The organism is Roseixanthobacter glucoisosaccharinicivorans (genome assembly GCF_043195095.2).
In the GTDB taxonomy this organism is placed as follows: Bacteria; Pseudomonadota; Alphaproteobacteria; order Rhizobiales; family Xanthobacteraceae; genus NCEH01.
The window spans coordinates 4,611,585-4,635,548 of sequence record NZ_CM195538.1 but is presented as its reverse complement, the minus strand read 5'-3'; the positions used below and the strand labels follow the sequence as shown (position 1 = coordinate 4,635,548).

19 protein-coding genes and 1 pseudogene are annotated in these 23,964 nt (G+C 68.0%); 5 read left to right on the top strand and 15 right to left on the bottom strand.

The features are described from left to right. Nucleotides 1-58: 58 nt before the first annotated feature. The 6 genes from V5F78_RS21400 to tssH all read right to left on the bottom strand — a co-directional run bounded on the left by V5F78_RS21400 (nucleotide 59) and on the right by tssH (nucleotide 7,601). Nucleotides 59-535, bottom strand: a complete 477-nt coding sequence (locus V5F78_RS21400) for a type VI secretion system tube protein Hcp (protein ID WP_509276380.1) — start codon at nucleotides 533-535, stop codon at nucleotides 59-61. Between the two features lie 73 nt (nucleotides 536-608). Then, a complete protein-coding gene (locus V5F78_RS21395) occupies nucleotides 609-2,699 on the bottom strand; it encodes a hypothetical protein (RefSeq protein ID WP_509276378.1) in 2,091 nt (696 codons plus the stop codon). 130 nt (nucleotides 2,700-2,829) lie between these two features. Next, entirely contained in the window at nucleotides 2,830-3,306 is a 477-nt protein-coding gene (locus tag V5F78_RS21390) for a type VI secretion system tube protein Hcp (protein ID WP_509276377.1), read from the bottom strand. Between the two features lie 120 nt (nucleotides 3,307-3,426). After that, a complete protein-coding gene (locus tag V5F78_RS21385; protein ID WP_509276376.1) occupies nucleotides 3,427-4,521 on the bottom strand; it encodes a methyltransferase domain-containing protein in 1,095 nt (364 codons plus the stop codon). A gap of 5 nt (nucleotides 4,522-4,526) precedes the next feature. Beyond that, nucleotides 4,527-4,910: a PAAR domain-containing protein gene (locus V5F78_RS21380; protein WP_509276375.1), complete on the bottom strand. Its 384-nt coding sequence runs from the start codon at nucleotides 4,908-4,910 to the stop codon at nucleotides 4,527-4,529. Between the two features lie 57 nt (nucleotides 4,911-4,967). Continuing rightward, nucleotides 4,968-7,601 carry a type VI secretion system ATPase TssH gene (gene tssH / locus V5F78_RS21375; protein ID WP_509276374.1) on the bottom strand — a complete coding sequence of 878 codons (2,634 nt, stop codon included), beginning with the start codon at nucleotides 7,599-7,601 and terminating at the stop codon, nucleotides 4,968-4,970. 484 nt (nucleotides 7,602-8,085) lie between these two features. Here tssH and V5F78_RS21370 point away from each other — a divergent pair, with 484 nt between their 5' ends. Both V5F78_RS21370 and V5F78_RS21365 read left to right on the top strand, forming a co-directional pair. Beyond that, nucleotides 8,086-8,496 (top strand): hypothetical protein, encoded by a 411-nt coding sequence (locus V5F78_RS21370; protein ID WP_509276373.1) that lies wholly within the window; start codon nucleotides 8,086-8,088, stop codon nucleotides 8,494-8,496. A 16-nt stretch (nucleotides 8,497-8,512) separates the two neighbouring features. After that, nucleotides 8,513-9,328 carry a nucleotide-binding protein gene (locus V5F78_RS21365; RefSeq protein ID WP_509276825.1) on the top strand — a complete coding sequence of 272 codons (816 nt, stop codon included), beginning with the start codon at nucleotides 8,513-8,515 and terminating at the stop codon, nucleotides 9,326-9,328. Here V5F78_RS21365 and V5F78_RS21360 read toward each other — a convergent pair. From V5F78_RS21360 to V5F78_RS21330, 7 genes are all read right to left on the bottom strand, one after another. Next, entirely contained in the window at nucleotides 9,290-11,221 is a 1,932-nt protein-coding gene (locus V5F78_RS21360) for a protein kinase domain-containing protein (RefSeq protein WP_509276371.1), read from the bottom strand. The genes V5F78_RS21365 and V5F78_RS21360 overlap by 39 nt on opposite strands. 195 nt (nucleotides 11,222-11,416) lie before the next feature. Continuing rightward, entirely contained in the window at nucleotides 11,417-11,956 is a 540-nt protein-coding gene (tssJ, locus tag V5F78_RS21355) for a type VI secretion system lipoprotein TssJ (protein ID WP_509276370.1), read from the bottom strand. A gap of 185 nt (nucleotides 11,957-12,141) precedes the next feature. Next, complete coding sequence (locus V5F78_RS21350; RefSeq protein WP_509276369.1) at nucleotides 12,142-13,620, bottom strand: GumC family protein; 1,479 nt, start codon at nucleotides 13,618-13,620, stop codon at nucleotides 12,142-12,144. Next, nucleotides 13,617-14,378 carry a hypothetical protein gene (locus V5F78_RS21345; protein WP_509276368.1) on the bottom strand — a complete coding sequence of 254 codons (762 nt, stop codon included), beginning with the start codon at nucleotides 14,376-14,378 and terminating at the stop codon, nucleotides 13,617-13,619. The genes V5F78_RS21350 and V5F78_RS21345 overlap by 4 nt, the downstream gene beginning before the upstream one ends. Nucleotides 14,379-14,485: 107 nt before the next feature. Continuing rightward, a complete protein-coding gene (locus tag V5F78_RS21340) occupies nucleotides 14,486-15,622 on the bottom strand; it encodes a glycosyltransferase (RefSeq protein ID WP_509276367.1) in 1,137 nt (378 codons plus the stop codon). After that, on the bottom strand, nucleotides 15,612-17,123 hold the full coding sequence (locus tag V5F78_RS21335; protein ID WP_509276366.1) for an O-antigen ligase family protein: 1,512 nt from the start codon (nucleotides 17,121-17,123) through the stop codon (nucleotides 15,612-15,614). Before V5F78_RS21335 ends, V5F78_RS21340 begins: the two co-directional genes overlap by 11 nt. Nucleotides 17,124-17,159: 36 nt before the next feature. Continuing rightward, nucleotides 17,160-18,194: a glycosyltransferase gene (locus V5F78_RS21330; RefSeq protein WP_509276365.1), complete on the bottom strand. Its 1,035-nt coding sequence runs from the start codon at nucleotides 18,192-18,194 to the stop codon at nucleotides 17,160-17,162. Nucleotides 18,195-18,603: 409 nt separating this feature from the next. On the opposite strand from V5F78_RS21330, the gene V5F78_RS21325 reads away from it, so the two are divergent. Beyond that, nucleotides 18,604-19,302, top strand: a complete 699-nt coding sequence (locus V5F78_RS21325; protein WP_509276363.1) for an orotate phosphoribosyltransferase — start codon at nucleotides 18,604-18,606, stop codon at nucleotides 19,300-19,302. 10 nt (nucleotides 19,303-19,312) lie between these two features. Then, nucleotides 19,313-20,377 carry a quinone-dependent dihydroorotate dehydrogenase gene (locus tag V5F78_RS21320; protein ID WP_509276362.1) on the top strand — a complete coding sequence of 355 codons (1,065 nt, stop codon included), beginning with the start codon at nucleotides 19,313-19,315 and terminating at the stop codon, nucleotides 20,375-20,377. 137 nt (nucleotides 20,378-20,514) lie between these two features. Here the strand turns inward: V5F78_RS21320 and V5F78_RS21315 are convergent. Together V5F78_RS21315 and V5F78_RS21310 are read right to left on the bottom strand one after the other, a co-directional pair. Then, nucleotides 20,515-21,075, bottom strand: a pseudogene (locus tag V5F78_RS21315) (GntR family transcriptional regulator); the annotation flags it as partial. 146 nt (nucleotides 21,076-21,221) lie between these two features. Further along, complete coding sequence (locus V5F78_RS21310; RefSeq protein WP_509276360.1) at nucleotides 21,222-22,151, bottom strand: glycosyltransferase; 930 nt, start codon at nucleotides 22,149-22,151, stop codon at nucleotides 21,222-21,224. 179 nt (nucleotides 22,152-22,330) lie between these two features. Between V5F78_RS21310 and V5F78_RS21305 the strand changes: the two genes are divergently transcribed. Beyond that, nucleotides 22,331-23,797 (top strand): oligosaccharide flippase family protein, encoded by a 1,467-nt coding sequence (locus V5F78_RS21305; protein WP_509276359.1) that lies wholly within the window; start codon nucleotides 22,331-22,333, stop codon nucleotides 23,795-23,797. Nucleotides 23,798-23,964: the final 167 nt, after the last annotated feature.

The following is a 23,964-nucleotide window of genomic DNA, read 5'->3' as shown; positions in this document are numbered from 1 at the left end:
CATCCCGGCTGGCAACGAGGGGGCCGGCGCACCGCGCCGACCCGGATACCTCGCCGGATCAGGAGGTCTTGGTGGTGGCCAGGTCGTACGACACGGTGACCGGGGTGCCGGCCTTGTTGGTGTCGTCGTAGGGGGTGAATTTGAACTCGAGCTTCGTGAAGGAGATCGAGATCGACTCGGTCGGGCGGTCGCCGCCGGAGGAGACCGAATAGGACGAGATCAGCGCATTGGTCAGCGTGTAGGTGCAATAGGTCACGCCGGGGCTGCCGGTGGTAGTGAGGTCGATCTTCACCGTCTTGCCGGTGTTGCCGGTGCAGGCTTCGGTGAACAGCTTGGGCGAGGAGGAGTCGAACATCTTCACGATCGACACTTCGCTCACGGACGGCTCGGAGGCTTCACGATTGTTGGTGGAGCCCGAAACGGTGGCGATGCCGCGGCCGACGCCCCAGGAGAGCGACAGCACGTCGATCCACTTGGTGTGGTCCTGCTGCGTGGCTTCACCCGGAATGCCGTCGTAATTCACATAGATGGCCATGTCTGCCCTCCTGCTGCTTTAACTGGTTAGAGAAAGTCGAATTCCCGCCCCGTTCGTGAGGCTGGAGATCAAATCATTTGACTGCCGTGTTGGAGATGGTCTTGCAAACCTCATTGAGGGCAAGCTTGGTCTCTTTCCAACTGCAGAAGCCCAACGAAATCTTGCCGACGTCTAGGGAGAAGGCGACCACGGTGCAGAATGCGATCACCATCGCGCGCTCGGTGTTGCTCGGGCTCACCGACCAGCGCAGCCGACCGGTGGCGGCCAACGTCGCCTTCTTCGCCTTCGTCACCACGCCGAAGGTACCGACATAACGCTCGATGAATCCGGCGTCCTCCAGCATCTGGATGTAGCGGCTGTCGATGGACGTGGCGTCGGTGGTGGGCGTGATGGCGCGCGAGAACCGCGTGAGCTTGCTGGTTTCCTTAAGCTTCGCATCCCGCAGCGTCTGGTTGATGATGAGGTTGGCGCCGATATAGACCTTCCACATCTCGACCATGTCTTTGTCGTTCATGATCCCTTCGTTGCCCTTGTTCATGGCGGTCGAAATGTCCGACACGAGGGCATCCTTCAGGGCGCTGAAATATTCCTTCGAGGCCGCCTTCACCTGGTCGAGCTTCTCGATGGAGATGTCGGCGCGCGTGAAGGTGGCACCGAGGAAGTTCTTCTTGCTGAGCGCGGTGCTGGCCTTCTGGTAGGTGGCGAAACTGGTCGCCATCAAGGCATCGTCCTGGTTGCCCGCCTGCTGCCAGAAGGTGTGAACAGCGGTGAGCGTGTTTTTCTTCGACGTCAGCTGGGCCAGCGCCTGCTGGGTCGAGGCGATCTGGCCTTCCTTATTGCGCAGATCGAGGTTCAGCTGGTTGATCGCATCCTCGAGCGGGCCGCGGTCAATGCCCTGCGCATTGGCGAGATCACCCGTATTCCTTTGTATGCTCGTTTCGATCGCGCCCTTCTCACCCGTCAACCGCTGGAGATCGGTGGTGTGCGTGACCATCTGGGCACCCTTGTCCCAGCGCTTCGCATAGAAATAACCGAGGATGAGCAGCGCGATCTTCTGCTCGTTGGTGAGCGGGCGATCAATCCGATCGGTCGAGCTTTTGAAGGATTCCCGCAAGCCGGCCGAAATCACCTGGCTGATCAGCTTGTAGAAGGCGATAAACATTTCCTGGGTCTTGGTGCGGAAATCGCCCAGCGACTTCTTCTCGTCCAGGTAGAATTTGGTGCGGTCGGCGGTGGGGCGCAGCACGTCCGGCAGCTTGAGATTGATCTTGTTGAGGCTGTTGATCTCCACCGCGACCGACTGGTTCTGCGACTGGACCTGCCCCATCATGACATTGGTGAAGGCACGCCCGCTGGTGGAATCGGGATTCTTGAGAACCGATTCCTCATTGCGCTTCACCAGCATGCCGATGCCCGTCGCAACCAGGCTGGCGATGCCCTTCTGGGCGGCCAGCTGGCCGATGGTGCTTTCCTTGTCGAACGCGCCGAACGCGTTGGAGACGCCGCTGCTGATCGCCTTGCCGGCGTTGCCGGCGGCATCGGAGCGGTTCTGGGCGGAATTGACGTCGGAGCTGCCGGAGATGGCGGTCTTCTGGTCCGCCTTCTGCTGGGCGTTGCCGGTATTGAACAGGAGCGCGGGGTCATCCACAGCACGCTGGATGCCGGCATTGATGCCGAACCCGATGGCGCTGCCGAGACCCTGCGAGAGCGGAACCAGGAACGGGCCGGCCACCGGCACGAAGGCAAGTCCGGCGGTGATCGAGGTATCCATCACCGCCAGCAGCACGCCCATCATGCCCGCCGGCGGCGGCTTCACACCGGCCAGCACGGCGCTCAGGTTCGCGTCGAACCGCTGGGTCTGGTACACGAGCGCGCCCATGGCGGTGGTCGCACCGGTGGTCGCCTGCGCGGGCAATCCGTTGACCACCAATGCAAGTTCCGCCAGCGCGTTGGCGAACTGCTGGTTCGGCACCCGCACCATATGCTCGTCGTAAAGCTCGAGCGCCTTGGCGACGGCCTTGTCCTTCATGATCTTGTCGGTGAGGGGGCCATACTGGGCGATCAGCGGGCCCGCCGGCTTCGTCATGCACGCCGCCAGCGTATCGGCGCCACCTGCCGCGGCCACGGTCGATTCGATGAGCCTTGTGAACTCTTTGATGTCCATGACGTCCCCCTTCGAAAAACCGCGGGCGCGGCCGCAGGCTTAATGGGCCGGCCGAGTTGCGTTCGCCCGGTCCCTGGCAAGCGCCAGCCTCCGGGCCGGCGCACCGCGCCGACCCGGATCCCTCTCCGGATCAGGAGGTTTTGGTGGTGGCCATGTCGTACGACACGGTGACCGGGGTACCAGCCTTGTTGTTATCGTCGTAGGGGGTGAACTTGAACTCGAGCTTCGTGAAGGAGATCGAGATCGACTCGGTCGGGCGGTCGCCGCCGGAGGAGACCGAATAGGACGAGATCAGCGCATTGGTCAGCGTGTAGGTGCAATAGGTCACGCCGGGGCTACCGGTGGTGGTGAGGTCAATCTTGACGGTCTTGCCCGTGTTGCCGGTGCAGGATTCCGTGAATAGCTTGGGCGAGGAGGAGTCGAACATCTTCACGATCGACACTTCGCTCACGGACGGCTCGGAGGCTTCACGATTGTTGGTGGAGCCGGAAACGGTGGCGATGCCGCGGCCGACGCCCCAGGACAACGACAGCACGTCGATCCACTTGGTGTGGTCCTGCTGCGTGGCTTCGCCCGGAATGCCGTCGTAATTCACATAGATGGCCATGGTGGGATCTCCCTATTTTCACCCATGATCGGCGCGGCTGCGGAGATCATCGAGGCTTGGCTGTAGCACCCTATATTGACAGTCGTACAACTGATTTACGCGTACTCCTGAAATTCAAAGTCAGTCCAGCAAGGCCGTAAGCAGATGAACCGCGTAATGCATCGCAGCACGATCATGCAGACGTACATGCCAGTCTAGGTCGCGCGCAGGACCGGTCTGAACCAAGGCGCCCAGCCCCGCCTGCCGGGCCTGGGCGGCGACCTGCACCAGCAGCGTCTCCAGTGCCGCCGGCCCGTCCACCCACGCCTCCGGCGCCGTGACCTGGCTGCTCCAGTCGAACGGGGTCGCGATCGCCGCGCCGCCGCCGGGCTTGAGCACCCGCGCCATCTCCGCGATCAGGCGGGGTGGAGCGCTCACGCAATCGAGCACGTTCAGCGCCGTGGCGAGATCGAAGGTCTGCCCGCGGAACGGCAGGGCGAGCGCATCGGCGATCCAGAAATCCACCCGATCCCCCCCGGCGAAGGAGACCGCATGGCGGCGCCGTTCGAACCGCATGCCAAGGCGGCGATGCGGATAGGACAGCACGGCCCGATCCAGGATGCCCCGCCCGATGGCCAGCAGCGGCCAGTTCAGGTCGATGCCGAGAACGAGGCCGGGGGACGCGGCGGCGAGATCGAACGAGGTCCGGCCCACGGCGCAGCCGATGTCGAGCACCGGACCCGTGGTCGCCGGCAGCTGCGCCAACGCGGCGGCCAGCGTGCGCCGCACCGCGCCGGGCAGCGGAGGCGTGGGCGCGGGCGGCTCGCAGATCCCCGGCGCGGATCCAAGCGGGGCGGGCGCGCCGGTTTGCTCCTCCAGGTCGCCATAATGGTCGTGGGCGTAGCTCGCCTGCTGGGTCCGGATGACGTTGAACGCCGCATCCGGCCCAAGCGCCGCCGCCACCACCGCTTCCACCGGGTCCGGCAGTTCGTGGCGCTGGAGCAGCAGGTGGCCGTTGGCCGCAAGCCAACCGGCGAGATCGGGGACCAGGATCGGCGCGCCGTCGATGATGGGATAGGCGATGCCGCAATCCACCACGGCGCAGCGCAGCAGGCCGGAACTCACTCCGGCAGCATCCTCCAGCGCGCCCGGCGCGAGCTGGAGCGGGGATTCGATGCCGCGTCGCAGACAGGCGGGGCAGACCGGCTGGAGCGCCTCGAAATGAGCATGGCGCATGGGGATCAGCCGCCGATGATCACGGTGGGACAGCCCGGCGGCAGGACCGTGCCGCTCGGGCTCGGAATCGGCGCGACGCAGCTGGAATGCAGCGAGGAATCGCCCACCCGCGCCGCCGGCAGGCTGCCGATCAGCACCGTGGCGGACCCCTTCATGATCATGCCGGGCCCGCCCGGCACGCAGCCGATGAGCATGCAGGGCATGGTGGTGTCGGTGAGGCGCGCGGCGGGCATGTTGCCGATCAGCACCGTGGGACAGCCCTTCATGATCGCGAGCGGCGTCGCGGGATGCGGCACGGGCGTCGGCACCAGCGCCGGCGGATGGATCGGCGCATGGCAATGCGGCGCGGTTTGCAGCACCTGATCACCCATGCGAGCGGCGGGGGGCATCAGGCGTGCCTCCGCAGGGCCGATGCCGACGCCGGCCGGTTGAGGCGATGGCCGCGCTCAGGCGACGTCATAGGTGAACTGTCCGTCATCGCCGAGGCCGACATGAATGCGGGTGATGGGCAGGCCCTCGGTGAGCTTTTCCAGCACCCGCGCGGACATTTCCGGCAGCAGCGTGCGCGAGAGGATGTTTTCCACATTGCGCGCGCCCGAAGAGCTTTCGGTGCAGCGGGCGGCGATGGTTTCCACCAGTTCCGGGGCATAGGTGAACTCGGCCTTGTAGGCCTCGCGCACGCGCTTCGCGATGCGGCCGAGCTGCAAGCCGACGATGGTGCGGATGGTGGCGTCGGTAAGCGGCAGATAGGGCACCAGCGTCACGCGGCCGAGGAAGGCCGGCTTGAAGAATTTCATCAGCTCCGGCCGCAGCGCCTCGGCGAGCACCGCCGGCTCGGGCATGGTCTCCGGGTCGGCGCACAGCTTCGCCAGCAAATCCGAGCAGGCGTTGGAGGTCATGATGATGATGGTGTTCTTGAAGTCGATGTCGCGGCCTTCGCCGTCCTTCATATTGCCCTTGTCGAACACCTGGTAGAACACGTCCTGCACGCCGGGATGGGCCTTTTCCATCTCGTCCAGCAGCACCACCGAATAGGGCTTGCGACGCACCGCCTCGGTGAGAATGCCGCCTTCGCCATAGCCCACGTAGCCGGGAGGCGAGCCCATGAGCAGGCTCACCTTATGCTCTTCCTTGAACTCGCTCATATTGATGGTGGTGAGGTTCTGCTCGCCGCCATAGAGCAGGTCCGCGAGCGTCAGCGCCGTCTCGGTCTTTCCGACGCCCGAGAGGCCGACCATCAGGAACACGCCGACCGGCTTGCGCGGGTCGGTGAGCTTGGCGCGCGAGGTGCGGATCGCCTGCGCCACCGCCTCGAGGGCATGCGACTGGCCGATGATGCGCTTTTCCATCGCCTCCTTGAGGGCGAGCACGGTGCGGATCTCGTTGGACTGCATGCGGCCGGCGGGGATGCCGGTCCAGCTCTGGACGATCTCGGCCACCGCCTGCCCGTCCACCACCGGGAACACCAGCGGCTGCTCGCCCTGGACCGCCTTGAGGCGCGCCACCGCGTCCTGGAGCGCGGCGCGCAGCGCGTCTTTGTCGTCGAGTACGGCGGGATCTTCGAGCTTCGCCCGCAGCGCCTCGAATTCCTCCACCAGCGCCTTTTCCTCGCCCCAGCGCTGTTCCAGCGCGGCAAGCTCGGTGGTGGCGGTGGCGCGCTCGGCCTGGAGTTCGCCGGCGCGGACGGAATGCTCGCCGCCGGAGCGGGTCTCGCGCTCCAGGATGCCGAGCTCGGTGTCGATCAGCGAGATCTTGCGCTGGCGATCCTCGATCGGGGCGGGAATGGTGCTCTGGCTCACCGCCACGCGCGAGCAGGCGGTATCGAGCAGGGACACCGCCTTGTCGGGCAGCTGGCGGGCCGGAATGTAGCGGGCGGAGAGGCGCACCGCATCGCCCACCGCCTCATCCAGGATGCGCACCTTGTGGTACATTTCCAGGGTCGCGACGAGGCCGCGGATCATGGCCATGGCGGTGGGCTCGCTCGGCTCCTCCACCTTCACCACCTGGAAGCGGCGGGTCAGCGCGGCATCCTTCTCGAAATATTTCTTATATTCGGCCCAGGTGGTGGCGGCGATGGTGCGCAGCTCGCCGCGCGCCAGCGCCGGCTTCAGCAAATTGGCCGCATCTCCCTGCCCCGCCGCGCCGCCGGCACCCACCAGGGTGTGCGCCTCGTCGATGAACAGGATGATGGGCGTGGGGCTCGCCTTGGTCTCGTCGATCACCGAGCGCAGGCGGTTCTCGAACTCGCCCTTCATGCCGGCTCCGGCCTGGAGCAGGCCGAGATCGAGCGTGCGCAGGGTCACGTCCTTGAGCGCCGGCGGCACGTCGCCGGCGGCGATGCGCAGGGCGAAGCCCTCCACCACCGCCGTCTTGCCGACGCCGGCCTCGCCCGTGAGGATGGGATTGTTCTGCCGGCGACGCGACAGGATGTCGATGATCTGGCGGATTTCCTCGTCGCGGCCGAGGATCGGGTCGATCTTGCCGGAGCGCGCCTGGGCGGTGAGGTCGATGGTGAACTGATCGAGCGCGCCCTTGCCGCGCGGCAGGGCCATGTCATTGCCGCCGCCGTCGCTCGCCTGAGCGGTGCGGGCGACGGAATTCGCTTCGCCCGTGGTCATGGTGAGGCCGGAGAGATCGCGCTTCAGCGCATCGGCGGGGATGCGGCGGAACTGGTCGGAAATCTCATAGGTGCGGCGGGCGAGCGCATCGTCGGCCACCATCGCCCACAGGATGTGCCCCGAGCGCACCCGCGACTGGCCCTGATCGAGCGAGGCGAGCAGCCAGGCCTGCTTAGCGAGGTCCACCACGTCGGGCGCGAGGCCCGGCGGGCGGGAATTGCCGGTCTTCATCTTGTCGAGGGCGCGGTTGAGGTCGGCGGCGAGGCGGCCCTGCTCGACCCCGTAATGATTGAGAACGGCGATGAAATCGGCGTCGTTCTCGCCGGCCAGCTTGGCGATCCAGTGCTCGACCTCGACATTGTAATGCGTACGCATGAGGGCGAAGCCTGCGGCGCTTTCCAAGGTCGCGCGGCACACATCGTCCAAGCGCAGAATCAATGATTTGAGATCCACAGCCGCCATTGTCGTCCCCACGCCGCTGATCCGGCCCGCGCGCCCGCGCAGGTCGCTCGCCGAGGAGTGATGCCCCCCGCGCGGCGCGAACCTATTCACGAATGACTAGAACAATATGTCGGTTTGCGACCGCCAGCGAGCGCACCGGACGGCGAAGCCCCGGCTGGGCGCAAGCTGTGGCACGGCAGCAAACTTATCCCTTTGGCGGGACCCCGGGGTTTTCCCGTATGGCCGCACGCTTACGCCCACGACGCGCGTTCACGCCGGCGGCGATGGCGGTAAAAATTCACCCGAAACATGCGACAATATAGCACATGTTACGTTTTGAGCCGGCTGAAAATTGCTGCGTTGCGAAAACGCGAGCCCCGCGCGGGTCCCTCCTCTAAGGGCAAGATCGCGAAAACGGTTCTGTCATTTTCCGATGCTACATCTTAGCTTTCCCTCCCTCGCGGCTGCTTTCCGGCCGGGAGGAAATGGCAGCGGCGGAGCCAGCATGGCGGAGCAGGACAGCGAAACCCAGGCGCTCGATCAGCTGCGCACGCTGTGCGAAGCCATATCCGGCGGACGCTACGAGGACGTGGACGTGCTGCTCGCCATGACCGGCGATGGCGCGCTGCCTGACACCGTGCGGCGCCTCGCCGAGGCGTTCGGCATGATGATCGTGCGCGTGGAAGCGCGCGAACTGCATCTGGAAGAGACGCTCGCCGCGCTGAAGGAGGCGCAGGCGCTTCTGGAAAAGGACAACCGCAACCTCGCCGCCAGCAACGAGGCGCTCTCCGCCGAGGTGCACCGGCTGCGCATCGACATCTCCCAGCGCGACCGCGCGGTGGCCGAAATCGTCGATACCGACCAGTTCCGCGCCGTCCAGGCCATGGCCAAGCGGCTGCGCGATCGCCCCCTTTGAGAGAACCGTGCCTTCCATGACCCAGATCCTCGCGCTGCATTCCTATCGGGGCGGCACTGGAAAAACCAATGTGGCCGGCAATCTCGCCGCCGAACTGGTGCGCGCCGGCCGCCGCGTGGCGCTGGTGGACGCGGACATCCAGTCCCCCGGCATCCATGTGCTGTTCGAGGTGGATGTGGACGAGGTCAACACCCTCAACGATTTCCTCTGGGGCCGCTGCACAATCGACAAGGTCGCGGTGGACGTGACCCACATGGTGGCGCGCGCCGTTCCGCCGGCGGAGCTGCCCGGCCTCGGCCATCTCAGCCTGCTGCCCGCAAGCCTCAAGGCGGTGGATATCGCCCGCGTGGTGAAGGAGGGCTATGAGGTGGAGCTGTTGAACGAGGGGCTGATCGCGCTCTGCCGTTCGCTCGCGCTCGATTATCTGATCCTCGATACCCATCCCGGCCTCAATAACGAGACCCTGCTCTCGATCGCCATTTCCGACATCGCGCTGATCCTGCTGCGGCCGGACCATCAGGACTACCAGGGCACGGCGGTGACCATGCAGCTCGCCCGCCGGCTGGAGGTGCCGCGCATCGTCATGGCGGTGAACAAGGTGCATCCCGATTTCGACACGGCGGTCCTGTCCGAGCGGATTTCGGAAACCTATGGCGCGGAAGTCGGCGCCATGATCCTGATGAGCGACGAACTGGTGCGCACCGGTTCTTCCGGGCTGGTTTCGCTGCTCTATCCGCAGATCGACTTCTCGCGCGGCGTGCGCCAGCTGGCGATGGCGCTGGAGCGGGAAGCCTCAGTCTTCCCCGCGCCGGCCGATGAGGCTGGGCAATAGCGCCGCCGCAAGGGCCCGGGCATCGGCCGGGCGGTCTTCCCGCGCGAAGGCAAGTGCACGCGCCAGGGCCCGCCATGCCGCCTCCGGCATGCCGGCAATGGGCTCAGGCACCAGCCCCAGCTGTGCCGCCTCCCCCGCCGGGCGGCGCCCGTAGGGATGTTCGCCCGAATAGACCAGATAGATGAGACAGCCGAGCGAGAACACGTCGTCGCGCGGATCGCGCGGCGCGCCGGCGATCATCTCCGGGCTGGAGAAGGCGGGCGTATAGGCGGCCAGGCCCTCGGGATTGAACCCGCCGCCCCGCAGCGCCACGGCGACGCCGAAATCCAGGACCTTGGCCATGCCCTCGCGGGTGATGAACACATTGCCCGGCTTGAGGTCGCCATGCACGATGCCGAGCGCGTGGGCATGGGACATTGCCGCCAGCACGCCGGAGACCACGGGTCCGGCGAGATCGCTCTCCAGCGGCTCGCCCGGCGCACGGCGCAGCGAAAGGTCGAGCGTCTCGCCCTGGAGCAGCTCCATCACGAAGAAAGCATGCGGCCCGTCGCGGTCGAAATCGAAGATCGGGCAGATGTTGGGGTGGGAGAGCAATTGCACCTTGCGGGCCTCCGCCTCCAGCGCTGCCAGCGCGTCGGGATGCAGGCGGAACTGGGCGGACAGCACCTTGAGCGCCACATAGGGATCGGGATCGCCCGCCTCCAGGCGGCGGCGATCCACCGCGCGGAACACCTCGCCCATGCCGCCGTGGCCGAGTTCGTCGTCGAGCACGAAGCGATCCTTCAGCATGAAGCCGATGGCGAGCTTTGGCGCGGCGGTCGGCAGGCGCTTGGGCTCCAGCCGCTCGCCCTCGTGAACCAGATCCGCCTGCCGGCGCACCCGCATGCTGCGGAAGCCGGACAGCCAGCCGTCGAGATGGCGTTCGTTGAGCCCGGGGCCGTGCGCCTCCGTGCCCTTGTGGCGCAGACCGCGCAGGCCGGACAGCAAGGCCGAGGTGATGCTGTCATCGATCTGGGCGCGCGGAGGCGCGGAGGCGGCGTCCGGCGCCGCGGCCAGCGGCGTGCGGCCACGGGGCCGTGTGGGCAAGGTGGGCAGCGGGAGCGGCGCGGGAACCGGCGGCACGTGCTGTCGCGGCAGGTCCGGCCGCGACACTTCCTCGCGCGGCACGGGCGCACGCGGTCCGCCAGCGACGGGGCGCGCACCGAGTGGCCCGGCCAGCTCACCCGCGGCGTTCGGCGGCAGCAGCGGCCGTCGGGCGACACCCGTCTCCGGCGGCTGGAGCGGCGCGGGCGCGAAACCGGTCCGGTCGCGGGCGAAACGCTCCGGCGCAGCCGGCGGGGCCGGCGCGAGTTCCGGCGGCTCGAAGGCCCGCACCGCGTCGGGCGCGAGGCCGCGACGATCCAGCAGCGGGCGCGCGTCCAGCCCCGGCCGCGCCTCCGACAGCGGGAGCGCACGCACGGACCGGCGCGGATCGACCACGGGGCGGAGCGTGCGTTCCTCATGGGGCTGCGGCAGCGGGGTGCGACGGGGCGATGCGGTTTCGGCAGGCGGCGCCGGCTCGAAGTCCGCCGGATCGGGGGGTAGCAGCGGCTCGGGCCGGCGCATGGGAAGGCCGGCCGGCGCCGACGGCAAGGCGCGGCGGGGATCGGCGCGGCGCGGATCGGCGGGGAGCGAACGGCGGCGCTCCGGCAGCGCGCCGGCACGCACGCGATCGAGCAGCAGCGCCGCGAGGCGCTCGGGCACGCGGCCGGCAGAGACGAAATGCGTGAGGACGGCGGCGATCTCCTCCGGCGCGACGCCGCAGTTCACCAGCCGCTCGCCCAGGTGCTGAACACCGATCTCGCCGGTCAGGAAAAGCTCGATGGCCTCGACTGCGGAGGAATATCCGGCCATGTCCCGACCCTTGTGCTGACCCGTGACACGCCCTGTTCCCGCCGGGTCCTGAGTGGTTCCGCGCCATCGCCCGGGCCATTGCCCCGGCGTCCCTGTTCGCGCCCGATGTCACGGCACCTTAGCACCAGAGCCGGCGAACGGCAGCGATTTCCCCGCCGCGCCCGGATCGCATTCGTGCGCCCGCGCGGCAAAATCCTAGAACCAGTTGTGATAATAAACCTTCACGAGCGGGATCGCGACCGCCAAGGCGGTGATGTTCACCGTCGCCGCATTCAGCGCATTTTCCTGGATGGGCGCGATCGCCCGCCAATCGGCGAAGTCGATATTGCGGAAGCCCACCACCACACCGAGAAACGCGGTGTCCAGCGGCACGTCGTCCTTGTACCCCTCCACCTTGCCGGGAGCCATGAGGAATTCGCGCTTGCCCAGCATGTCCTGGCCGAGGGTCGCGGCATCGGCATTGAACAGGGACGAGAAGTCCGCCTGCTGGAAGGCATTGTCGGTCTTCAGCGTATAGAGGCGGATGATCACCGGCGTCGCGGTGCCGTCGGGCGCCGGATTGATCGACAGGTCGGCGGTGATCTTGGCGCTGACCTGGGTGGATTTCGGCGGCTTCAGCGCGCTGCATCCGGCGAGTGTGAACAGGCTGCCGAGCACAAGCGCCCGGCGTCCGCTCTGGAACGTGGACTGCTGCGCGCGGGCGGCGAAATCGCGACCCATCTGATCCTCACCCATCTGATCTCGTTGCTGAAGGGGCCCCGGCCCGGTCCGGTGCGTGCCGATCCGTTCGCTCCCGGGCTGCGGATATGGCGCGCACGCGTCGGCGTGCGCCACGGCCGGGGTTGAGATATCCCCGCGATGGGGGGTTAAATCACGATCTTCGTTACAGATTGACGACGGCGCGCCGTTCGGCCGGGCGCTCATGCCGGAAGCCCTTCGCCCGAGGCTTCGATGCGCGGAATGCGCGCGATGACGGGAACGCCGAAGATGCGCGCAAAATCGCCCGGCTTGCGCAGGCGGGTGTCGAGGAATTCCGCCATGCCGGCCAAACCTGCTCCAAGCGCTATGCCGGCGACCACGCCGGCGAGGACATAGACAATATAGCCGGGCGTGACCTTGCGGGCCGGGCTCTCGGGATCTTCCAACACCTTCACGCGCTCGGGCGCCTCGAACACGCCGAGGGCGCCGGTCACCCGCGCCATTTCATAGCGCTTGGCGAGGGCGTCATAATTGTCCCGCGCCATGTTGACGTCCCGCTCCAGCTTCTGCTGCTGCCGGTCGATGGGCCCGAACGCCGCGATGTCGCGTTGCAGGGTGGCGATCACTTCCTTGATCTGCTCGACCTCCTTGGCCAGCGTCACCCGGCGCGCCTGCGCCTCCTGGAGACGCTGCAATTGCGACACCAGCAGCGGGGCGGAGCCGAGGGCCTGGCCGTTCTCGCCAGGTTGGGTCACGCCGGCGGCGAGGTTCCAAAGCCGGTCGAGATCCACCGTCTCGATGTTCTTCGCCGCTCCGAGCAGGTGCTGGCGCTCCTCCTCCAGGCGGGCGAGCTTGCGCTCGGCGGCCTGCACCTCGGAATGCGCGTCGGTGTAGCGCGCGCGCAGGCTCGCCAGCTCCGCGGAGACCTGCACGATGGATTCCTCGATGCGCCCGATCAAGGGATTGGTGCTGGCGAGGCGCTTGCGCAGATCCTGGAGCGCGGCATCCGCGCTGCCCAGCGCCATCTGCTTTTCCTCCAGTTGCTGGATCAGCCCGGCGAGCCGCTGGACCGTGGCGTTATAGAGCGCCGGCAGCTTGTCCGCATTGGCGGTGCGGAACGCGGCGAACGCCTGTTCGGCCTGGTCGAGACTGGCGTGGCGCTCGTCCATCTGCTGCTTGAGGAAGCGCTCGCTGTCCTGCACCGCCGTGCGCTCGGGAGAGACCAGGCGCTCCACGAAGCGGTTGGCGATGGCGGTGAGGGTCGCCGCCGGCGAGAGCGGATCGCCCGAGCGCAGCCGCATTTCGATGATGTCGCTGCCCACCAGCTGAATGTTCACCGCTGCCGAAAGCGCCCGCACCATATAATCGCGGTCACGCGGATCGGTGGTCGGTCCCACCCGGCCGAGATCCTCCAGCACTTTGCCGAGCACCACCTCCGAATGGGCCAGGGCGACCAGGGCCGACATGCGCTCCTTCAGATTGGGATTGATGGAGATGTCCTTCAGGATCGGGTTGAGCTTCGAGGGTTCCTGCACCAGCACCGTCATGCGTGCCTCGTAGCGCTTGGGGGCGACCATGGCGGTCACCACCGCGAGCGGCGGTAGAAGCAGCAGCGGAATGAACGCCAGAAACCGGCGCCGCCATGCCACCTGGGCGATATAGGCGAGGGTGTCCGAGGTGGTTTCGAACAGCGCGCTCATGGGCGGCTTCCCGCGAGGATGCGCACCGTATCGGGCTCAAGATCCGGGTCATAGAGCTGGGTGGCGGGAAGATCCGGCGGCAGCAGGGCCTTCACCGCGCGCGCCCGCTTGTTCGCCAGCAGCGCCTGGGCGAACGGATCGGCGGCGGTGCCAGGGCCGGCCAGCACGGTCACCGGGCGGCCGGGGCCGAGCCGGGCCGCCTTCAGCGCCTTGGCCAGCGCCGCCGCGTCGGCCGCGCCCGGGGCGTCCTGCCCGGGTTCGAACACGATGTCGATCAGCGCAGCGCGGGTGGCGGGGCGCGGCAGGGCGCCCGTGGTGTCCCCCGCCGGATCTGCGGCGAACGCGCTGACCTGGCGCGCGGCGGACGAACCGACGGGCATCGAGGACGGCGTCTCGGCGAGCAGCGCGCGGCGGGCGGCAGCGGCCTCCGGCGTTAAGGCCGCCGGGGCGGGGCCGCCCGGGGTCGCGGAAGCGGCAGCGACAGTCGAAGACCCCGGCGCGACAGCCGGCTGGTCCTGAACCGCCCGGGCGCGGGCCAGAATGTCGGTGACGCTCACGGCGGTCCCCTCGCCTTTCTGCGCCGCCGCGAGGGCGCGCGCCTCACGCAGCTTGTCTTCGGCCATCACCGTATTCTGCACCGGAACGGGAATGAGCGCGGTGGGGTCGCGCGGACCCGCGCAGCCACCCAGCCCTCCCGCGAGCAGCGCCCACAGGAAGACGGCGGCGAAGCGTCTTGGTCCACGCCGGCTCCCCATCATCCCTTCCCCCGAAGCGCCCGTCCCCGAATCGGCGGATCACAGGCGCCAAGCTTAGTGTCATCGGCCTTAATAGATGATTCCCCTTCGCACCCTTCACCGCCGCGCGCTCAAAAGCGCCCCAGCGCGGTCTCGACCGCCTCCGCGCGCCGGTCCCATCCCTCTTGCGCCACCGCCAGCTGGCGCAACCGCGCCAGCGCGCCGCCGGCCTGGTTCGCCGCCGCTTCGATGGCGCCCGCGAGATCGCCGCCCGGGTCGATGGCGCTCACCAGATGGGCATAGGGCGCGAGCGCGGGAAAGCGGGTCGCCGCCACCGGCGTGCCGCTGGCGAGGTATTCCCGCAGCTTCAGCGGGTTGCAGGCGCGGATCTGCGGCGTGTCGCGGAACGGGATGAGCGACACCGTCCAATGTTGCACATAGCCCGGCAGCGCCGCATGGGGCCGGGCGCCGAGAAAGCGCACGTTCTCCAGCCGCGCCAGGGCCGAAACATCGGTGCGCACCGGCCCGATGAATACGAACGTCCAGTCGAACAGCGCCTGCGCCGCACGCGCCAGCATCGGCACGTCCAGCCAATCGGAAACGCTGCCGTAGAAGCCGGCCACCTTGCCTTGCGGGAGATCGGCGGCGGGCGGGGCGGGGCTGGAGAACACGCGCGCATCTACCCCATGGGGCACCAGCACGGTCTTCTCGGCGGGAAAGCGCTCGGCGAGCACAGGGCTCGCGGCGATCACGAGATCCGCCTTCTCGACCAGCCGGCGCTCCATATCCAGCACCGGCGCATGGTCGACGCCCGAGAGCGCGCCGAAATCATCGCCGCAATAATAGACCACCGCCCGCTCGCCGAGTGTTCCCACCACCGGCAGGGCGCTCGGCAGCGAGGTCCACAGGATCGGCCGCACGATGTCGTCCTGCGCCATCACGGCGCGCAATTGCCCGCCCAGGAGCCGGGCGTTCGCCGCTTCCGCGAGCGGATTGCCGGGCCAGGGCACGGCGCGCGGCGCCACCACGCGGAAGCCCGGCGCGGCGCCCGGCGCATCGACCGCAGATGCATCAGCGGATGCCGGCGAACCGGCGAGCGCGGCGAGCTTTTGCGCCACCCGCCGCATGTCGCCGAGGCGCGGGCGCCGCAGGCCGATGGAATTCACCCAGACGATCCTATGGGTGCGCGCCAGATGGCCGATGAGATGCTGGGTCGAGGAGGGATGGCCGCCCCAATCCTCGCCGAAGACGATCAGATCAGCTGCCATGGCCGTCCTGCTCTCCTTGGCCGCCCCGTTCCCCACGGCCGAACGGCGCCGGGCCGGGCGCGCGGGGAAATGCGGCACGAGGCGCCGGGCGCGGCGGCGGGAGGAAATCCGCCGTCCCGTCCGTTTCCGGCGGTGCGAGCGCGCGATCCAGCGCGACGCTGAGGGCGAGGATGACATAAAGCGGCCATGTGGTGCCCTGCGTGAGGAAGGTGCCGGAGACGCAGAAGCTGGCGAGCCCTGCCAGCAACGCCACCGCTGACATTTTCAAGCGCGCATCCACCTCCGGCGCCTGTGCCGCCTTCAACGAGTGCAGGCACATGCGCCACATGCAGGTGACCAGCACCATCAATGTGACGAAGCCGGGTACGCCGATCTCGCCGAGAATGCCGAACCAGGTGGAATGCACGGCATGGGGCTTGCCGTCCCAGGTGTCGGAATATTCGAAATAGTTCGCCGTGAAATTGGCGATGCCGACGCCGGTGAGCGGGTTGTGGATCGCCATGTTGGTGGCGGCGCGCCACGCGATGAGGCGGCCCTCGGACGATTCGTCCACGATCGCCCCCTCGCTCGCCCCACCCGACGAGCGGCCGGAGATGCCGGCGGCGGCGAACAGGATAACGAGGCAAGCGAGGCCCCCGCCGATCAGCACCAGCTTGCTCTTCACGAACCGGCTGCCGATCACCGCCGCAACCGCCGCGAGCCCCAGCAGCCCGCCGCGGCTCTGGGTGCACATGATGCCCCAGAAGATGGTGCCGCACGCGATGGCCCCGAGCAGCCGGTCGGGCCAGCCGCAGCGCCCCATCAGCAAGGCGGCGGCGAACGAGAAGGGAAACAGCAGCGCCAGCGCGAGATCGTTGGGATCGCCAAGCAGCGAGCGGATGTCGCGCCCGATGGTGACGCGCGTGCCCTCCACGAGGCCGATGCCGTTCATCCAATTATAGATCGCGACCATGGCCACCACCGAGCCGAACACGCAGAACGACCGGCTGATGAGGCTGAAATCCTCCGGCTTGCGCGTCGCCCAGGCCACGACGAAGGTCATCAGCCCGATCTTCACGAACACGTCGGACCAGAAGGTGAAGGCGAGATCCTTGCTCTTCGCGAACACCACCGACACCGTGCAGAAAAAGAAGAACAGCGCGAAGATCTTCAATTCGCGCGTCCAGAACACCTTCATGGTCCGCAGGAAGAACAGATGCCATCCGATCACCGCGATGGTGAGCACGGCCAGCAGCAGCGGAATCTTCAGATTGAGCAGGACCGGGAACACCTCGGGAATGCGCAGGAAGGAGAAGATGATGAACAGGATGCAGGGCACGAACGGCCAGCGGAACGCGAAGATCAGGAAAATCAGCCCGAACGCCAAAGCGATCGGCACCACCGGCTCGCTCACGCCGAGCCAGGCCGCGAACACAGCCAGCACCGCGCCCACCGCTATGGAGATGTCACGCCAGGGACGCGGGCGCGGATCGGCGGGAGGATCGAAAAGGCGTTCGGTCACACGGGGCTCGCGGCGCAGCAGGCGATGACGGGGAGTCTACACGCGCCGGTCCCGCCCCGCGAGGGCGGCATCATAGAGCGCGAGAATTTGAGGCAACCGCGCCTGCGGCCCGTAGCCGGCATGCACCTTCTCCCAGGCACGGTGCGACAGTGCGGCGCGCGCTGCATCGTCCGCCCTCGCCCAGCGCGCCAGCGCAGCCGAGGCGGCATCGGGATCGCCGGCCGCGAACAGATAGCCGCTCGCCCCATCGTCGATCAGCTCCGGCAGGGCGCCGAGCCGGCTCGCCGCTACCGGCACCCCGGCCGCCATGGCCTCGATGGCGGCCATGGGCAGGCCCTCCGCCCGCGAGGGCATGAGCAAAAGGCCGATGCGCGGCCAGATGGCGGCGGGATCGCTCACCATGCCGTGGAACCGCACCCGCCCGCCATGGGCGGCCTCGAGACCGGGCCGCATCGGACCGTCGCCGAACATTTCGAATGACAGGGCGCCGGCGAATCGCTCCGCCAGCGCGCAGAACAGGTCCGGCCCCTTTTCCGCGCTCAGCCGGCCGACGAAGGCGACCGTGCGGGAGGACGGCGGCGGCGGCGCCTGGTCCGGCACCGGCACGAAATTGCCGATCACCGATACGGGCTTGGGCAAGGTCCGCGCGATCGGTTCACTCACCGCGATGCGCGGGCCGAGGCGCGCGGTGGCGGCATCGAGCGCCTGATAGAGCGAAACCGGAAACCGCCCCTTTTCCCCCGCATGGAAGGTGGAGAGGCAGGGAATGCCGGCGAGGCGCGCGGCGAACCGGCCGAGAATGCCCGCCTTATAGCCGTGCGTGTGCAGCAAGGCGGGCCGCGCGTCCGCCAACGCCCCCTGCAGCGGCCGGAAGCCGCCGGGCAACACCATGAACGGCACGGCGGCGGCGCGCAGCTGGCGCAGGAAATCGTGCTCGCCATGGTCGGCCAGCAGCACCGCGCGCGCCGGCCGGCCAGCGGCGTTCAGCGCCTGCGTGAGGATCGCCACATGGCGCTCGATGCCGCCAATGCCGCGCGAATCCACCAATTGCCAGATTTCCCCGCCCGCCACGCCGCCTCCCCTTTCCGTCCCGGACCCACCCGCTCGGAACCTGCCCGCTCGGGATCTGCCCGCTCGGGATCTGCCGCAGTCATCAGGCCGAGTCCTGCCCGGCCTTGTGCCGGGTATCCATGCCGAACCGCCAGCGATAATTTAGCAGGTCACACCCCGCCGCAGGGCGTGGGAGCCGGGACAGGCCCGGCCATGACGGTGGAAATCGCCGGCGTGGTCCGATCCACGCTCTGGAAAAGCATCCAGCCCGTTTCCAGGGCGGATTGACGCGCGCAGCGCGGCGAGGCGTGTGGATTGGACCCAGCCCTGCGCATCGCGCGCATCTTCGGCTATGCCGCCGGGTGCCCATGGACGCCGGCTCTGATATATGCGTTTTCCGCAACCGAACGAACGAAGGGCGCCGCCGATCATGGCCAATGTGACAGCTTTCCCGGATAAGGCCACCATCGCCGAGCTTTCGGCGCGCATGTTCCTTGAAGTGGAGGCGGTGCGCTTTTCGTCCGGCGAGCCCTTCATCTTCACCTCGGGCTGGGCAAGCCCGGTCTATATCGACTGCCGCCGGCTGATCTCGTTTCCGCGCGTGCGGCAGGCGCTGGTGGATTTTGCGGTCTCCACCATCTACCGCGAGATCGGCTTCGAGAAATTCGACAGCGTCGCCGGCGGCGAGACCGCGGGCATCCCGTTCGCGGCCTGGATCTCCGACCGCATGATGTTGCCCATGCAATATATCCGCAAGAAGCCCAAGGGCTTCGGCCGCAATGCCCAGATCGAGGGCCATCTGGCGCCCGGCGAACGGGTGCTGCTGGTGGAGGATCTCACCACCGACGGGCGCAGCAAGGTGAATTTCGTCAACGCCCTGCGCACCGCCGGCGCGGAATGCGAGCATTGCTTCGTGTTCTTCTATTACGACATCTTCGCAGAGGCGGCGGGGGTCTTCGCCGAATCCGGCCTGTCGCTGCATCGCCTGCTCACCTGGTGGGACATCCTGGCCGAGGTGAAGCGGCAGAACCTGTTCCCCGCCGCCCAGGTGGCCGAGATCGAATCCTTCCTCAACGATCCGCACGCCTGGTCGAAAGCCCATGGCGGCGTCGCGCAGATGGCCGAATAGCCGCAACGCGATGGATTTCTATCCTCTCCTGCGTCCCGCGCTGAGCCGCATCTCGCCCGAAACCGCCCATTCGCTCGCGATCCGCGCCCTGCGCGCGGGGTTCGGGCCGAAGGCGCGGACCGATTGCGATCCCATTCTCGCGACGCGGGTCTGGAACCTCGATTTCCCCAATCCGGTGGGCCTCGCCGCCGGGTTCGACAAGCACGCCGAAGTGCTCGACCCGCTGCTGCGCATGGGCTTCGGCTTCGTGGAAGCGGGTTCGGTCACGCCCCGCCCCCAGCCGGGAAACCCCAAGCCGCGCCTGTTCCGCCTGGATGAGGATAACGGCGTCATCAACCGCTTCGGCTTCAATTCCGAGGGGCTGGCGCCGTTCATCTATCGGCTCGGCAAGCGGCTCGGGTCCGGCGGCATCGTCGGTGCCAATGTGGGGAAGAACAAGGATACCGAGGACGCCAGCGAGGATTATGCCGCCGGCATCTCGGCCACCTGCCGGCTTGCCGATTATCTGGTGTGCAACCTCTCCTCGCCCAATACGCCGGGCCTGCGCGACCTGCAGGCGCGCGCTGAGATGGGGCGGCTGATCGGCCATGCGCTCGCCGCCCGCAACGAAAGCATTCCCGATCCCGCCGCCCGCCCGCCGCTGCTGGTGAAGATCGCCCCGGACCTCGACGACGCCGCGCTCGCCGACATCGTCGAGGTGGTTCTGGAGACCGGGGCCGACGGCATCATCCTCGGCAACACCACGCTCTCGCGGCCCGCGAGCCTGCGCAGCGCCCACAAGAGCGAGACCGGCGGGCTCTCCGGCAAGCCGCTCATGGCGCTCTCCACCGAGCGGCTGGCAGCGCTTGCGCGCCTCACCAAGGGCCGTATTCCGCTGATCGGCTGCGGCGGCATCGCCTCGGGGGCGGACGCCTATGCCAAGATCCGGGCCGGGGCGAGCTTGGTGCAGCTTTATTCCGCGCTGGTGTTCAAGGGGCCGGGCCTGGTGGTGCGGGTGCGCGACGAGCTGGCCGCCCATTTGCGGGCCGATGGCTTTTCCTCGGTCGCCGAGGCGGTCGGCGCGGACGTGCGCTGACGCGTGGCGCTGTCCTCGTGCCGCGTCTCCAAGAGCGGGAGGCCGGCGAGGGATTCGTGCACCATCTCCGCCTTGTGGCGCAGGTGCTCGCGCAGCACCGCCCCGAGCGCCGCCCCGTCGCGGGCGATCAGCGCCTCCATCATGCGCTCATGGTCCTCCACCGCCTCCAGCCAGCGGGCGGGCGATTTGCGCGCCACGAATCGGATGGCGTGGATGCGCACCATCATGGAATTATAAAGCTGGGTCAGCGGCGCATTGCCGGCGATCTCGAACAGCGCTTCGTGGAACGCGCGGTTCAGATTGAGATACGGCGCCGACTGGCCGGCGCGATAATGCTCCACCATCGCCTCATGCATGGCCTTCAGCTCGGCCACCTGAAAATCGGTGATGCGCGTGCAGGCGATTTCCCCCGCCAGCGCCTCCAGCGCGCCCATGATCGGAAACAGCGCGTCGATCTCGCCGTCGGAGAGGCGCGCGACCATGGCGCCGCGATTGGGCGTGAGCGTCAGCAGCCCCTCGGCGGCCAGAACCTTCAGCGCCTCGCGCAGCGGCGTGCGCGACACGCCGAACCGGGCACACAGCGCCTGCTCTGCAATCTTGTCGCCGGGCTGAAGTTCGCCGCCGAGAATCAGGTCTCGCACCAAAGGCACCAGGGCGCCGTGAAGGCTGCGGCGGACGATCAATGCGCTGTCGGACATGAGGATCTCATTTCTGCGCACTGAGATTTGCCGCCGCCGCGCCGCGATGCAAGCCCTGCGCGCATCCGCCGGCCGCTTTCGCGCGGATCGGCCTTTTTTGCGATCGCCGCGCCCGCCAAACAGGCAGGGGCGCGCGCAAAATGCGATCAGATCGAGCGGGCGCCGATGCCCACCAGCAGGCTCGCCGCGATGCCGCGCGCGATTTCCGGCGAGGGATCGCCGGCGAACGCCCTGAGTCGCCCGACCAGCGAGGCCCAGGTCCGCCCCGCCGCGAGGTCGGCTTCCGCCTCCACCAGGGCGATCTGGGTGCGGACCCGGCGGATCGACTTCACCATGGCCGGGCTGGTGCGATCGGCATAGGCATCGACGATCGCGTGCAGCGCCGCGATGCGCGCGGCGATATTCTTGGACACGCTGCCCGGCCGGTCGAGATAATCCACCAGGGTCGCGCCGGAAAGGGCGACCGGGTGCCGGTCGGCCATTCTGAGCCACAGGGCCCAGTCGGAGGCGGAAGGCACGTCGGTGGGGAAGCCGCCAACCTCCTTCAGCACCGCCGTGCGCGCCACCGCGGTGGAGGTGCCGATGAGATTGCAGCCGAGCAGCGCCGCGCAGGGATCGGCGAGACGCTGGAACGCGGGCGCTCCAAAGAAGAATTCGTCCGGCTTCACCAGATCGAAGAAGGTGCTGAAGGTCTGCCCCGCCTCGTTCACGAAGCGATAATCGGTGCCGGTCAGCGCCACGTCGGGATTGGCCCCGTGGAAGGCGAGCTGGCGCGCCAGTTTGTGTTCGAGCCACACGTCGTCGGCATCGAGAAAGGCGATCAGCTCGCCCTCGGCGTGTTCGATGGCGTGGTTGCGCGCCCGCGCCGGGCCGATGCCGTCCGTGGACAGCACCCGCAGCGCCGGCCAGCGGCCAGCCTCCTGCGCGAGGAAGGCGTCGGTGCCGTCCGTCGAGCCATCGTCCACCACCAGGATTTCCAGCCCCTCGACCTGCTGGAGACGAATGCTCTCAAAAGCCTTCGGCAGGTAGGCAAGGCAATTGCGCGTCGGCATGACGATGGAACAGATCGGCCGCATGGTCCCCCCGAACTTCCCGCCTGCTCTAGCATGACCCCGCCTGCGTCCATAGCGGCACAGGTGGCGCACCCCGGAGCGGCGCGGGCCGTCACGGGCCGGCGAAATGGCTTGCGCGGCATCTGGGAAAAGGGAATCTTCCGCCCGATCGCCGGAATGGATCGCGGGCGGATAGAGGCGCAATGACGTTCCGGACCCGCTTCAGCCTCCAGAGACTGCCGGCCGGGGTGCGCGAAAGCCTGTATTACGCCACCGGCATCATCATGGTGCGGGCGATCGGGCTGATCCTGCTGCCGGTCAACACGCGCTTTCTCTCGGCAGACGATTACGGCCATCTGGAAGTGCTGCTCGCCTTCGCCGACGTCGGCTCGCAATTGTTCGCGCTCGCCCTGCCCACGGCCTTGAGCCGGTTCGTGGGGGCGGCGGCGGGCTGGGACGAGCGGCGGCGGGTGTGCGCCGAAATGTTCGGCGTGGCGCTGCTCACCGCTCTTCTGTTCGGCGCCGTCGGGCTGGCGTTCGCCGTGCCGCTGGCGAACGTTCTGCCGGGCACGCCCACGGCCTGGGAAGTGCGCATGCTGCTGATCGCCCTGTGCACCGAGGGACTGCTGGCCGTGGGCCTCACCTGGCTGCGGATTCGCGGGCAGGCCGGCACCTTCCTCGCCCTCAGCCTCGGCCGCACGGTGCTGTTCGCGCTGCTCTCCATCAGCCTCCTGTATGCCGGCTTCGGGGTCATCGGCATCCTGATCGCCACCGCCGCCTCGGCCGCCGCGCAGACCCTGGCGATGGTGTGGTTGGTGGTGAAGGACACCGGCATCCGCCTGCGCGGCATCAATTGGCCGGGGCTGGCGCTCTATGTGGTGCCGCTGCTGCTCTCGGGCATCGCCGCGTTCGCGCTCGGCACCTTCGACCGCTGGATCCTGGCGGACACGGTGGACCCGGCGGCCCTCGGCCTCTACGGCGTCGCGGTGCGAATCGGCGTGCTGACCGCCGTGCTGCTCCAGCCATTCCACATGTGGTGGATGCCCAAGCGCTTCATCGTGCTGGAGGAACCCCACGGCGCGGAGCGCAGCGCGGGCATGGTGGGGGTGGGCATCATCATCACCCTTCTGGCGGCGGCGGGCGTGGCGCTCGCCGGGCCGCTGGTCATCACGCTCATGACGCCGCCCGCCTTCCATGCCGCCGCGATCTATGTGCCGTGGCTGGCGCTGATCTACGTGGTGCAGGAATCCACCTCGCTGGTGGGGGTGGGCTGCTTCCTGCGCAAGGACGGCTTCGCCCCGCTGGCCATCAATCTGGTGGCGGCGGGGGTGGTGATCGCACTCTATTTCGTTTTCATCCCGCGCTATGGGGTCGCCGGCGCCATCGGCGCGACGCTCGCCGCGCAGGTGCTGCGCTTCGCCCTCACCCTGGCGATTTCCTATCATTATGCGCGAATCGCCTATCCCTTCGGCCGGCTCGCCCTGGTGGGGCTGTTCCTGCTTGCGGCCGTGGGCGCGGCCAATGCCTTTGACGAACCGCTGGTGCTGTTCCTGCTCGCGGGACCGGTGCTGGCGCTCGGCGCCCTGCTGACCCTGCTGCTCGGCCTGGTGCCCACGGCGCGCGAGCGATGGCCGCTGCTGCGCCGGTTTTCGCCCCTGGGCGGGCGCTAAGGCGGCGCGCAGCGCCCGTTCGGTCCCGGCCAGCGGCGGATTGCCCCTCGCGCCCCGGGCCGCTTGACCTTATGTGCCGCAGGCGATTGCCCTTACGTGCTCCAGCCGCTTGCCCTCATGTGCCGCAGGCGCTTGCCCCAAGTGGCGGCGTGACGCTTTCATGACTT

Coding starts and splice junctions, on each gene's coding strand:
- V5F78_RS21370 (WP_509276373.1), top strand. CDS start 8,086: ATGGCGGAGCAGGACAGCGAAACCCAGGCGCTCGATCAGCTGCGCACG.
- V5F78_RS21340 (WP_509276367.1), bottom strand. CDS start 15,622: ATGGCAGCTGATCTGATCGTCTTCGGCGAGGATTGGGGCGGCCATCCC.
- V5F78_RS21385 (WP_509276376.1), bottom strand. CDS start 4,521: ATGCGCCATGCTCATTTCGAGGCGCTCCAGCCGGTCTGCCCCGCCTGT.
- tssH (WP_509276374.1), bottom strand. CDS start 7,601: ATGGCGGCTGTGGATCTCAAATCATTGATTCTGCGCTTGGACGATGTG.
- V5F78_RS21305 (WP_509276359.1), top strand. CDS start 22,331: ATGACGTTCCGGACCCGCTTCAGCCTCCAGAGACTGCCGGCCGGGGTG.
- V5F78_RS21380 (WP_509276375.1), bottom strand. CDS start 4,910: ATGCCCCCCGCCGCTCGCATGGGTGATCAGGTGCTGCAAACCGCGCCG.
- V5F78_RS21350 (WP_509276369.1), bottom strand. CDS start 13,620: ATGAGCGCGCTGTTCGAAACCACCTCGGACACCCTCGCCTATATCGCC.
- V5F78_RS21365 (WP_509276825.1), top strand. CDS start 8,513: ATGACCCAGATCCTCGCGCTGCATTCCTATCGGGGCGGCACTGGAAAA.
- V5F78_RS21310 (WP_509276360.1), bottom strand. CDS start 22,151: ATGCGGCCGATCTGTTCCATCGTCATGCCGACGCGCAATTGCCTTGCC.
- V5F78_RS21395 (WP_509276378.1), bottom strand. CDS start 2,699: ATGGACATCAAAGAGTTCACAAGGCTCATCGAATCGACCGTGGCCGCG.
- V5F78_RS21390 (WP_509276377.1), bottom strand. CDS start 3,306: ATGGCCATCTATGTGAATTACGACGGCATTCCGGGCGAAGCCACGCAG.
- tssJ (WP_509276370.1), bottom strand. CDS start 11,956: ATGGGTGAGGATCAGATGGGTCGCGATTTCGCCGCCCGCGCGCAGCAG.
- V5F78_RS21320 (WP_509276362.1), top strand. CDS start 19,313: ATGGATTTCTATCCTCTCCTGCGTCCCGCGCTGAGCCGCATCTCGCCC.
- V5F78_RS21400 (WP_509276380.1), bottom strand. CDS start 535: ATGGCCATCTATGTGAATTACGACGGCATTCCGGGTGAAGCCACGCAG.
- V5F78_RS21325 (WP_509276363.1), top strand. CDS start 18,604: ATGGCCAATGTGACAGCTTTCCCGGATAAGGCCACCATCGCCGAGCTT.
- V5F78_RS21345 (WP_509276368.1), bottom strand. CDS start 14,378: ATGATGGGGAGCCGGCGTGGACCAAGACGCTTCGCCGCCGTCTTCCTG.
- V5F78_RS21360 (WP_509276371.1), bottom strand. CDS start 11,221: ATGGCCGGATATTCCTCCGCAGTCGAGGCCATCGAGCTTTTCCTGACC.